An 11,988-nucleotide genomic window follows, 5' to 3' on the forward strand; every position below is an offset into this window, starting at 1 on the left:
GGGCCCGGCCGATCGGCTGGGCCCTCCTGCGTTCTCGCGTCCCGTGGTTCAGCTGGAGGTGCGGGCCGACGGTCGATCCGGCCGTCAGCCCAGTTGCAGGGCGGTCACCCGCCACTGCAGGTGGCGGAGTTCCAGGCGCAGCGCCATCGCGCGGCAACGTCCGGGCTCGCTGATCACCAGGCTCATCTCGTAGCAGCGTGCCGTCACCCGGCACGCGTGCACCGAGCGGACGGTGGCCTGACGGAACAGCGGTCGCCGAGGCTCGGTCGTCCCGGTCCGGCCCGGCGCTCCCGCCGGGCCGCGGGCGTGGTCGGATCGCAGCGTGCTGGCCCGCACGAGTTCCGCCCTCAGCACGAGGGCCTCGTGCACGGTCGGGTCCATCCAGCGCACCAGCTGACCAGCGGGTCGGGCACCGGCAAGGACCTCGAGGATCGCCTGACCCACCGCGCGGGTCTGCGCGATCACCCGCCGGGTCGTCTCGTCCTCCAGCGGCAGGACGCGCGCCGGCTCACGGGTCGCAACGTCCCCAACGTCACTCCGGCCGTCGCTCCGGCCGTCGCTGGCCAGCTCGACCGGGTGGAGCGAGGCGGGGCGATCGGGGCGGAGGCGGACCGGGGGAGCGCCGAGCCGTTGCGCCGGTGCCCACCGCGTGGTGATCGGCGGCGGTGCCGACCCGGCGGCCGGCTCCTCCTCGACGAGCGGATGGTCGTGCTGCAGCGGCGCCGCGGCGCCCGCCCGGGTCCTCATCGGTCTGCTCCTTCCGGGCCGCCGGCGACGGCGGGCACCCGGAGCACCTGTCCGGGTCGGATCATGCCCGGGTCCGCTCCGATCAGGTCCCGGTTGAGGGCGTGCCAGCGCGGCCACAGTCGAGCGATCTGCAGGTCCGTGGCCAGCGGGCCGAGCTGGCGGGCCGCGAGGGTCCAGAGGGTGTCGCCGGCGACGACGGTCGCCGTGTTCGCTGGGGCGGCATCATCCCGTGAGGGCGGCCGGACCAGCGGCGCGCCGTCCTCGAGCGCCGGTGCCCGCGGCACGAACCAGGGGTCGGCGCCCGGCGCGGGATCGCTCGCCGGCACGACAGAGGCGGCCCGGGCTGCGGGCGACAGGAACATGGCCGGGACTGCTGAGGCCGGGAAAGGCGAGGCCGACGCGACCGGCGCCGCCGCGACCACGGGAATCGTCGGGCCGGCGTCCACGGCCGCGCCCGCGGTCCCGGCGGTCCCTGCCATCAGATGAGCGCTGAGCAGGGCGCCCACCAGACGGCGCATGAACACCGGCGTCAGCAGGGACGGTGCACCCGACGCGCGGCCGGCCCGGCGGCGGCGGAGCTCGACGCCCGTCGTCACCACCAGGCAGAGGACCCACCAGCCGGTGATCGCGATGCCGATGGCCGATACCGCGGCGCCGACGGCGATCTCGAGCGGCGCGTTCCCCGACGCGACGGCCTCCAGGACGTCGGTGCCCGGTCGCGCCCGGTCGATCGGACTCGTCCCGGCCGGTGCGGACTGCAGCCGGTTCAGCAGCAGTCCGCCGATGCCGGCGTTGAGCAGTCCGAGACCGAGCACGGCGGCCGCCGTGCCGAGCCCCGGCAGCCCCGATCCCGCCGGCCGTCGTGCCTCCGACCGCGCGGCGGTCCATCGGTCCTCGTGGTGCTGTCGCATCGCTCTCACGACCCGTCCATCGTCTCGTTTGATAGCGTTTGACCTCATTTGTAGCACTCTGGGTGTCTTCGGTAAACGGGTCGGCGCTACGGTGTGGACATGAGATGGGATGCGCTCTTCGAGGATCTGCAGAGTCAGTGGAGCGCGCTGCAGGATCGTGCGCAGGAGAGCGAGATCGCCGAGCGCACCCGTCTCGACCACGGCAGTGTGACGTTGGCCGGCCGGCTGCGCGCGAGTGTGGGTCAGCGGGTACGGACGGTGCAGGCCGACGGCGAGACGGTGGACGGCACGGTGGGGTTCACCGGGTCGACCTGGGTGTGCCTGCGTTCGGGCGCGCTCGACGTCATCGTCGTGACGTCGTGGTGCCGATCGTGGGAGGGCCTGCACCGTGCGACCGCTCCGGAGGCGTCCTCGGTCGGCGACCGGCTGAGCCTCGCGTCAGCGCTGCGAGGACTGAGCCGGGACCGGGCGCTCGTCACCGCGGCGCTCGCCGTCGGCCCGGGGTCGACGGCGGTGCACGGCCGGATCGACCGCGTGGGCCGCGACTTCGTCGATCTGACGACGGTCCACCCCGGCGAGCTGCGGCCGGATCGCACGGGCGTCACGACCACCCTGGCGACGGCCGGGTGTCTGAGGATCAGCTCGCTCGCCCGGTGAGCATGCGGGCTCAGCGCGTGCGGTCCCTCGCCACCTGCTGCCGCGTCTGCTCGTACTTGGACTCGATGTAGGCGTCCAGGACGGTCTGCTCCACGCGCCACTGGCCGCGTCCGCCGACCTGGATGGCGGGCAGCTCGCCGGTGCGGACCAGTGCGTACCCCTGCGCGGACGAGATCTGCAGTTCCTCGCAGACGTCGCTGAGTGTGAGGAAACGGGGCATCGTCCACCTCCAGTCCGGCCGTCGTCATCTCCGGGTTCATTCTGGCATCCCCGGCCGGCCGATCCGTGCGTTGTCCACAGGTCCGCCGACCCGGTGACTGCGACGCTGCTGCCGTCTACAGTGAGGACCACGGTGCCCGGGGGATGGGCCCAGCAGGGGGAGAACGATGACCACGGTGACCGCACGTGCCGCGTCCGAGACGCCGCGTCTGAGAAGGCCGTCCTGGAAGGATCCGCGGCTGCTGCTCGGCGTCCTGCTCGTGATCGCCTCCGTCGCCGGCGTGGTCGCCCTCGTCACCGGGCTGGACCGCAGCACCGAGGTCTACACGGCCCGCGCCGATCTGACGGTGGGGCAGCCGCTGCGCGTCGAGGACCTGAGCGTCACCCGCGTGCGGCTCGGGGATGCGCAGGCGGCCTACCTGGCTCCGGGCAGCCTGCCCGCCGACGGCGCGGTGGTCACGCGGCACGTGCCCCGTGGCGAGTTCGTCGCCCTCTCCGCCGTCGGCCGGCCCGATGCGTTGAAGCGCAAGCCGGTGGCCATCACCATCACCGAGGCCCTTCCCCGGGAGGCGGTGGCCGGAGCCCGCGTCGACGTGTGGGTCGCCATGCCCGGCTCCAGTCCCAACAGCTTCCAGAAGCCGGTGCGGCTGCTGCCCGGCGCCGAGATCGCCGAGGTCACCACGACGACCTCCGCCCTGGGCGCGTCCCGGCAGACGATCCTGCAGGTCCTCGTCGACGACGCGACCATGCCGCAGCTCCTCAACGCCCTGGGTAACCAGGCGAGGATCTCGGTGGTCTGGAACCCGGCCGCCCGATGAGCGTCCCGCTCGCGATCCTCGGCGACACCCCGGCCGACCACGTCGCCGGGCTCGAACGACTCCGCGGTCCGGTGACGGTGGTGCGGCGATGCGCCGAGCCGGCCGATCTGCTCGCGGTCTGCGAGAGCGGGCTGGCGGAGGTCGCCCTCATCGCCGACGCGGTCGACGACCTGCCCGGGCATCTGCTCGAGCGGATGACCGCGTCCGGCATCCCGGTGCTGGCGCTGACCGCGGACCGCGAGCGGGCGGCATGGCTGTCCACCCTCGGCGTGCGCGTCCTTCCGCCGGCGATCACGACCGCGGATCTGGCCGCCGCCGTCCTCACCGCGGCCGCGAACCCGCCGGAGCGGACGGGACGGTCGACCGCCGGGAGCGGGGCGTCCGAGCCCGTCGACACCTCGGAGTCGCCGGGGCGGCCGGGGCTCTCCGATGTGCGCACGTCGTCCGACCCGCGTGGACCGTCCGACCCGCACGGTCCGACGGACCTGCACGGACCGGTCGTGAGCAGTCCGGGACCCGAGGCGGACGCCGAGACCGGCGGGATGTCCGACGCGTCGGACGGTGGGAGCGGGGAAGGGAACGCGGCCGGGCGCTCGGGACACGACGGCGTCCGCGGTGCCACCCGCGCCGGAACCACCGGCGGCTCCCGTGACCAGCCCGGTGACGAGATCCGTGATGAAGCCCGTGACGAGCCGGGTGTCGTGATCGCCGTGTGGGGACCCACCGGCGCCCCGGGCCGCAGCACCATCGCCGTGAATCTGGCCGCCGAACTCGCGTCCGACCTCGGGACCGCGTATCTCGTCGACGTGGACACGTACGGATCGAGCACCGCGGTCATGCTCGGACTCCTGGACGAGACGGCCCCGGTGGCCCAGGCCTGCCGGCTCGCCGACCAGGGTCTGCTCGATGTCGCCGGCCTGCACCGGGTGGCCGCGGACGTCGTCGTCGGGGGCGGCCGGCTCCGCGCGCTCACCGGCATCACCCGACCGGACCGCTGGCCCGAGGTGCGGCCATCGGCGCTGAGCAGCGTGATCGACCTCTGCCGAGCCACGGCGCGGGCGACCGTCATCGACTGCGGCTTCTGCCTGGAGGCGGATGAGGAACTGAGCTTCGACACCGTGGCCCCCCGGCGCAACGGCGCGACCCTCCGCGCCCTCGAGAAGGCCGACATCGTGATCGCGGTCGGCGGCGCCGACGCCATCGGGTTGCCCCGCCTCGTCAAGGGCATCGCCGAGCTGGCCGAGGCGGTGCCCACCGCCACGCCGGTCGTGGCCGTCAACCGGGTGCGCCGGGAGAGCGTCGGCCGGGGGAGCCGCCAGCAGATCCGGGCCGCGTGGGAGCGGTACGGGCCCGAGCTGCCGATCGCGGCGCTGCTGCCCGCCGATCCCGCCGCCGACGCCGCCCTGCTCGGCGGCACGGTGCTGCGGGAGTCGGCGCCCGGAAGCGCCCTCCGGGCCGGCATCCGCAGTCTGGTGCCGTCCCTGCTCGGATGCGAGGCTGCGGAGCGGGTTCGACCGGCATGGTTCCGGCGGTCGCGGACGACGGGAAGAGCGACGGCGCTGGAGCCCGACGGCGTCTGAACGAAGCCGGGCGAATTTGGCCGAACCGGTCGGGCACCTGCACAAGGACGCGCCATCTGACTGGGCGAGGCGTTCATGACGCCCGTCACGTCCCGGACTAGTGTCGAGGGAGACGTCCGCAACGGCGCGGACGCACATCCCGATGCGTACGGAGGCCACCCCCGATGTCTGCCGGAGACCAGTCCGATCGACCCGCCTCGCCGTCCGGAGCCACCACCGTGGACCCGGCGGGCGATGAGGTGTTCGTGACGAACTACTACCAGCACCTCTCCGCCGAGGACCTCGAGTCCTACGAGAAGGACACGCTGGTCCAGCGCGTCCACCGGCACCAGGAGCTGGCGGCCACCCGCCGGCCGGGTGAGGCGCTCGTCCTCGCGGACTCCGAGCCGGACGCCACCGTGCTCTACGTCGTCATCGACGACATGCCCTTCCTCGTCGACTCCGTCGTCGCCGAGATCGCCCGTCATCACGCGGCCATCCGGCAGGTCAGCCACCCCACCTTCATCGTCACCCGCGACCGGACCACCGGTCGGCTGCGCAGCGTCGAGAAGGTCCCCAGCCACAGCGGCGTCTCCAGCGGGGACACCGCCGCACTGCCGCACGTCTCCGCCCGCGTCGCCGACGGCGAGTCCGGGGACACCGTCAGCACCGTCGAGTCCTGGATCGCCGTCGAGGCCGCCCGGGTGGACTCCACCGAGGAGCGCGACGCCCTCGTGGACGGCGCCCGCCGCGTGCTCGGCGACGTCCGCGCCGTCGTCGACGACTTCACCCCCATGCGGGAGGCGCTGATCGACGCCGCCGAGGGGCTGGAGGCCTTGACCGACCCCACCATCACCGCGCGCACGAGCGGGGCTCAGCTGCTGCGCTGGCTCGCGGACGACAACTTCACCCTCGTCGGCTACCGCGAGCACGACCTGGTCGACCGCGACGGGCACGAGGTCCTCGTCAACCGGCCCGGCACCGCCCTCGGGGTGCTCCGGCACGCCGAGCACGTCCAGCACCAGCTCACCAGCGCCGGTCAGCGCAAGGCCCGGGAGAAGACCGCGCTCGTCCTGACCAAGGCCAATTCCCGCTCGACCGTGCACCGGCCCGCCTGGCTGGACTACCTCGGGGTCAAGGACTTCGACGCCGCCGGCAACGTGATCGGCGAGAAGCTGTTCCTCGGGGTGCTGGCCGCGGGCGCGTTCACCGGCTCCGTCGAGGACATCCCCCTGGTCCGCGACAAGGTGCAGGCCGTGCTGCGGCACTGCGGCTTCCCGCCCGACTCCCACTCCGGCAAGGACCTGAAGAACATCCTCGAGACGTACCCGCGCGAGGAGATGTTCCAGATCAGCACCCCCGAGCTGATCGAGACGGTCACCGCGATCCTGCACCTGCAGGAGCGTCGCCGGACCCGACTGTTCCTGCGCACCGACGTGTGGGGACGGTTCGTCTCCGTGCTCGTCTACCTCCCGCGCGACCGGTACACCACGAGCGTGCGGCACCGGATCGAGAACGAGCTGACCACCGCCTTCGGCGCCGAGTCGATCGACTTCGAGGCGCGGATGAGCGAGTCGGTGCTGGCCCGGCTGTACTTCCGGATCCGCCTGCCCCAGGGCGTGGAGGTGCGCGACGTCGACGTCGACGACCTCGAGAAGCGCGTCCAGCGGGCGAGCCGTTCCTGGTCCGAGGGCATCGACCAGGTGCTGCGGACCCGCACCGAGCTGACCGAGGTCAGCCGCCTCGCCGGCCAGTGGGCCGAGTCGTTCCCGGCCGCGTACCGCGCCGACTTCGAGGTCGAGGACGCCCTGGAGGACATCGGCCGCTTCGAGGAGGCCGAGGCGAGCGGGCACCCCCAGCTCGTGCTCCGCTGCCCCGACGCCACGAACGAGGACGACGACAGCCCCGCCTCGGCCGCCGACGCGCGCCTGAAGATCTACCTGACCGAGCCGCGCTCGCTGACCGCGCTGCTGCCGGTCTTCCACAACCTCGGCCTGCAGGTGCTCGACGAGCGGCCCTTCCGCATCGAGCGGGCCGACGGTGCCACGTTCCACCTGTACGACCTCGGCCTGAAGTACCCAGTGGGCATCGACCCGATGGCCGGGGCGATCGACCTGGCCGACGCGTTCCGCGCCGCGATGGCCGGCGCGATGGAGTCCGACCGGTTCGACCGGCTCATCCTCGCCGAGGGCCTGCACTGGCGGCAGGTGCAGGTGCTGCGCGCCTACGCCAAGTACCTGCGCCAGCTCGGCAACCCCAGCTCCTACGGGTTCATGGGGGACACCCTGCTCGCCAACCCGGACGTCGCTCGGGCGCTGGTCGCGGTGTTCGAGGCCGCGTTCGACCCGCAGCTCGGCGCGGCCGACGACGCCGTCCGCGTCGCGCGGCGGGAGCAGGCCGGCGCCGCCCTGGATGCGGCGATCGAGGCCGTGGCCACCCTGGACGCCGACCGGCTGCTGCGCGGGTTCGCCGAGGTCATCGGTGCCACGCTGCGCACCAACTTCTACCAGGGCAGCTCGCGCCTGGCCTTCAAGCTGGCCACCCGCGAGATCACCGCGGCGCCGGCACCCCGGCCGGCGTTCGAGATCTGGGTGTACTCGCCCGAGGTCGAGGGCGTGCACCTGCGCTTCGGCGCCGTCGCCCGCGGCGGCCTGCGCTGGTCGGACCGCCAGGAGGACTTCCGCACCGAGATCCTCGGCCTGGTCAAGGCGCAGACCGTGAAGAACGCCGTCATCGTACCCACCGGCGCGAAGGGCGGCTTCTACCCCAAGCGACTGCCCGACCCTGCGGTGGACCGCGCCGCCTGGCTCGAGGCCGGGCAGGACGCGTACCGCACCTTCATCCGCGCGCTGCTGGACGTGACCGACAACCGCATCACCGCCGAGGACGGCACGGCCAGCGTGGTCGGGCCCGACGACGTCGTCCGGCACGACGAGGACGATCCGTACCTCGTGGTCGCCGCGGACAAGGGCACCGCCGCGTTCTCCGACACGGCGAACGCCATCAGCGCCGAGTACGGCTTCTGGCTCGGCGACGCCTTCGCCTCCGGCGGCTCGGTGGGCTACGACCACAAGGCCATGGGCATCACCGCCCGCGGCGCCTGGGAGTCCGTCAAGGCGCACTTCAAGGAACTGGGCACCGACACGCAGGCGGACGACTTCACCGTCGTCGGCATCGGCGACATGAGCGGCGACGTGTTCGGCAACGGGATGCTGCTCTCCGAGCACATCCGCCTCGTGGCCGCCTTCGACCACCGGCACGTCTTCCTCGACCCCGACCCGGAGCCGGCCGCCTCGTTCGCCGAGCGACGCCGGCTGTTCGACCTGCCCCGCTCCTCCTGGGCCGACTACGACGCGAGCCTGATCAGCGCCGGCGGGGGCATCTACCCGCGCACGGCCAAGTCCATCCCGGTCTCCGCGCAGGTCCGCGCGGTGCTCGGGCTGCCCGAGGGCGTGCAGCAGCTCAGCCCACCCGAGCTGCTCAAGCTCATCCTCACCGCCCCGGTCGACTTGCTCTACAACGGCGGCATCGGCACCTACATCAAGGCGAGCACCGAGACCAACGCCTCGGTGGGGGACAAGGCCAACGATGCGATCCGCATCGACGGCGCCGATGTGCGTGCCCGCGTGATCGGCGAGGGCGGCAACCTCGGCATGACCCAGCGCGGCCGGATCGAGGCCGCCCTGGCCGGCGTCGTGCTCAACACCGACGCGATCGACAACTCCGCCGGCGTGGACTGCTCCGACCACGAGGTCAACATCAAGATCCTGGTCGACTCCGCCGTCCGCGCGGGCCGGCTCGACGCAGCGGAACGCGCCACGTTCCTGCACTCCATGACCGACGAGGTCGCCGAGCTCGTGCTCGCGGACAACGTCGACCAGAACCTGCTGCTGCTCAACGACAAGCAGCACGGGCCCGAGTGGGCGCCGAGCTTCGAACGGCACATGGACTGGCTCGAGGAGCACGCCGACCTGGACCGGGCCCTCGAGTTCCTGCCGACCACCGAGCAGGTCGAGGAGCGGATCGCCGACGGCCGGGGCCTGACCTCGCCGGAACTGTCGGTGCTCGCGGCATACGCGAAGATCCAGCTCACCGGTGCGCTGCTGCGCAGCGACGTGCCCGACGACCCGTGGTTCGAGGACGTGCTGCTGGCGTACTTCCCGCGCCCGATCCGGGAGCGGTTCCGCGACGAGGTGCTGGCGCACCCGCTGCGCCGGGAGATCATCGCGACCGCCGTCGCCAACGACATGGTCAACATCGGCGGCATCACCTTCGCGTTCCGGGCCATGGAGGAGACCGGTGTCGACGAGGCGTCGATCGCCCGGGCGTTCACCTCCCTGCGCCGGATCTACGCGCTCGACGACGTCGTGCGGAAGCTGACCGAGGTGCCGGCCGGGGTGCCCACGGAGACGTGGTGCCTGATCTACTCCGATCTGCGCCGGCTGCTGGACCGCGCGGTGCGCTGGTTCGTGACGCACGGCTACGCCGACGAGCGGATCGGCCGGTCGGTCGAGCTGTTCGAGCCGGTGATCGACCCGCTGCGCAAGGGCATCGGCCGCTTCCTGCGCGGCACCGACCTGGAGCGGGAGCGGCAGTGGTACCAGCGGGCGGTCGACGGCGGGGTCCCGGACGGCCTCGCGGCGCGGTGGGCCGGACTGTTCGAGAGCTACGCGCTGCTCGACGTCGCCGAACTGGCGCGGCAGAACGGGCAGCCGATCGAGCTGGTGCTGAACACGTACTTCGCCATCTACGACCGGTTCGAGGTGGACGACCTGCTCGAGCGGATCACCCGGCTGCCCCGGCTGGACCGGTGGCAGGCCCTCGCCCGTGGCGCCCTGCGGGAGGACCTCTACTCGACCGTCGCGGACCTGACGACCACGGTGATCGAGTCCACCGAGGACACCCCCGAGGCGGACGGGCCCGAGCGGCTCGAGCGGTGGCAGCAGCTCAACAGTGAGCGACTGGACCGGGTGCGCAGTATGTTCAATGAGGCGACCACCCGCCAGACCGACGACATGGCGTCGCTGTCGGTGGCGCTGCGACTGCTCCGCTCCATCGTCCGGAGGTGACATGGCCATCTTCACCGACCCCATGACCAGACGCGCGGACTTCGGTCCGGGCGACGCCGAATGGCTGCACCTGCTGGTGGGGGACTGGCAGCTCGTCGCGGACCTCGCGTTCGCGGACCTGGTGCTCTGGTTCACCGATGGGGACGGTGGGTACACGGCCGTCGCGCACGTGCGTCCGTCGACGTCGCACACGGTGTTCCACACCGACCCCGTCGGCGACCGGATCCCCGACGACCTGGCGCCGCTGGTGGCCCGGGCGGAGGTGAGCCGGCAGATCGAGCGCAGTTCGGCGACGGACTGGGCCGACGAGCACGGCACGCAGGTCGAGGCGGTGCCGATGGTGCGCAACGGCCGGACCCTGGCCGTCATCACCAGCCACCTGGACCTGTCCAACGCGCGCCTGCCGTCCCGCCTGGAGATGACCTACCGGCAGTGCGCGTTCGACCTGCTCCGGATGTGCACGCTCGGCCTGTGGCCGGACTTCGCGACGCCCACGAGCACGCGCCGAGGCGCCCCGCGGGTGGGGGACGGGCTGATCCGGCTCGACGTCGAGGGCACCGTGCAGTACGCGAGCCCGAACGCGGTGTCGGCGTTCCGGAGGCTCGGCGAGGTCGACTCCCTGGAGGGCCAGTCGCTGGCCCGGGTGACGACGTCGCTGCTGCGCGACCAGCGCCTCGTCGACGAGACCCTGCCACTGGTGCTGACCGGGCGCATGCCGTGGCGGACCGAGGTCGAGAGCCGGGGCGTGAGCCTGACGCTGCGCGCCATCCCGCTGCGGGACAGCGACGACAGGTTCGGGGCCCTGGTGCTGTGCCGGGACGTGTCCGAACTGCGGCGCCGTGACATGGAGCTGGTGTCCAAGGACGCGACCATCCGGGAGATCCACCACCGGGTGAAGAACAACCTGCAGACCGTGGCCGCGCTGCTGCGGATGCAGTCCCGGCGGATGAAGTCGGAGGAGGGGCGGCAGGGCCTGGAGCAGGCGATGCGCCGGGTGGCCACGATCGCCCTCGTGCACGAGACGCTCTCGCAGGGCCTGGCCCAGAACGTCGACTTCGACGAGCTGATCGGCCGGCAGATCAGGCTGGCCGCGGAGGTGGCGTCCCCCGGCCAGGAGGTGCGCACGGCCCTGGTCGGCCGGTTCGGGGAACTGCGCAGCGATCTGGCGACGCCGCTGGCGCTCGTCATCAACGAGCTCGTGACCAACGCCGTGGAGCACGGGTTGCGGGACAGCTCCGGCACCGTGACGGTCTCCGCCTGCCGCACGCCCGACGACGAGCCGCACCAGGCGCTCACCCTGACCGTCGAGGACGACGGGGTGGGGCTGACGGAACGACCGGCGGCTCCGGGCGGCAGCCCGGTGTACGCGCCGGAGCACGAGGGCCTCGGCATGCAGATCGTGCGCACCCTTGTGGGCAGCGAGCTGGCGGGCACGATCGGCTGGGAGCCGCGGCCGGCCGGCGGGACGCTGGTCCGCGTCACGATCCCGATGCGCAACGCCGACGACGACTGAGCTCAGGTGTCCTGTCCCCCCGGAGATGACTGATGGCCCGCACCCCGAGGGGTGCGGGCCATCAGTCGAAGAAGAGGAAGGTCAGCTGGCGCGGCGGGCGCGGGCGGCACGGCGCTTCATGGCGCGACGCTCGTCCTCGCTCATGCCACCCCAGACACCGGCGTCCTGGCCGGTCTCGATGGCCCACTGCAGGCAGGTGTCCATCACGGGGCAGCGACGGCAGACGCTCTTCGCTTCCTCGATCTGGAGCAGAGCGGGGCCGGTGTTGCCGACGGGGAAGAACAGCTCGGGGTCGCGTTCGAGACACGCGGCACGACTACGCCAATCCATGGGAACAACTCCTTCGTACGGTGACCGGAATCGACCAGAGGGCTCACGGTCACCAAGAGACATCAATCTGTCGAACGGACCCGGGGTCGGGGTCGACGTTCACGGCTTGTTCCAGCCTGACATGCAACGTTTTGGCAAACAAGAGGTCATGTGCTGGACATTCGC

Annotated in this window: 9 protein-coding genes; 5 read left to right on the forward strand and 4 right to left on the reverse strand. The window is 72.4% G+C overall.

Going from position 1 to position 11,988, the window contains the following annotated elements:
- Window positions 1–84: 84 nt before the first annotated feature.
- Window positions 85–747, reverse strand: a complete 663-nt coding sequence (locus tag BGP79_RS06275; protein WP_076693742.1) for an Rv3235 family protein — start codon at window positions 745–747, stop codon at window positions 85–87.
- On the reverse strand, window positions 744–1,658 hold the full coding sequence (locus tag BGP79_RS16385; protein ID WP_076693743.1) for a LysM peptidoglycan-binding domain-containing protein: 915 nt from the start codon (window positions 1,656–1,658) through the stop codon (window positions 744–746). Before BGP79_RS16385 ends, BGP79_RS06275 begins: the two co-directional genes overlap by 4 nt.
- Window positions 1,659–1,757: 99 nt before the next feature.
- Here BGP79_RS16385 and BGP79_RS06285 point away from each other — a divergent pair, with 99 nt between their 5' ends.
- Window positions 1,758–2,315 (forward strand): hypothetical protein, encoded by a 558-nt coding sequence (locus BGP79_RS06285; RefSeq protein ID WP_076693744.1) that lies wholly within the window; start codon window positions 1,758–1,760, stop codon window positions 2,313–2,315.
- A 10-nt stretch (window positions 2,316–2,325) separates the two neighbouring features.
- Here the strand turns inward: BGP79_RS06285 and BGP79_RS06290 are convergent, their stop codons facing one another.
- Complete coding sequence (locus BGP79_RS06290) at window positions 2,326–2,535, reverse strand: helix-turn-helix domain-containing protein (protein WP_076693745.1); 210 nt, start codon at window positions 2,533–2,535, stop codon at window positions 2,326–2,328.
- Window positions 2,536–2,701: 166 nt separating this feature from the next.
- Between BGP79_RS06290 and BGP79_RS06295 the strand changes: the two genes are divergently transcribed.
- The 4 genes from BGP79_RS06295 (at window position 2,702) to BGP79_RS06310 (ending at window position 11,493) form a co-directional block, all read left to right on the forward strand.
- Window positions 2,702–3,352: a hypothetical protein gene (locus BGP79_RS06295; RefSeq protein ID WP_076693746.1), complete on the forward strand. Its 651-nt coding sequence runs from the start codon at window positions 2,702–2,704 to the stop codon at window positions 3,350–3,352.
- Entirely contained in the window at window positions 3,349–4,932 is a 1,584-nt protein-coding gene (locus BGP79_RS06300) for a hypothetical protein (RefSeq protein ID WP_076693747.1), read from the forward strand. The genes BGP79_RS06295 and BGP79_RS06300 overlap by 4 nt, the downstream gene beginning before the upstream one ends.
- Window positions 4,933–5,096: 164 nt before the next feature.
- Window positions 5,097–9,980: an NAD-glutamate dehydrogenase gene (locus BGP79_RS06305; RefSeq protein ID WP_076693748.1), complete on the forward strand. Its 4,884-nt coding sequence runs from the start codon at window positions 5,097–5,099 to the stop codon at window positions 9,978–9,980.
- Between the two features lies 1 nt (window position 9,981).
- Window positions 9,982–11,493 (forward strand): sensor histidine kinase, encoded by a 1,512-nt coding sequence (locus BGP79_RS06310; RefSeq protein ID WP_076693749.1) that lies wholly within the window; start codon window positions 9,982–9,984, stop codon window positions 11,491–11,493.
- An 81-nt stretch (window positions 11,494–11,574) separates the two neighbouring features.
- Here the strand turns inward: BGP79_RS06310 and BGP79_RS06315 are convergent, their stop codons facing one another.
- Entirely contained in the window at window positions 11,575–11,823 is a 249-nt protein-coding gene (locus tag BGP79_RS06315) for a WhiB family transcriptional regulator (protein ID WP_076693750.1), read from the reverse strand.
- Window positions 11,824–11,988 lie beyond the last annotated feature (165 nt).

This window comes from Tersicoccus sp. Bi-70, assembly GCF_001968825.1.
GTDB lineage: Bacteria > Actinomycetota > Actinomycetes > Actinomycetales > Micrococcaceae > Tersicoccus.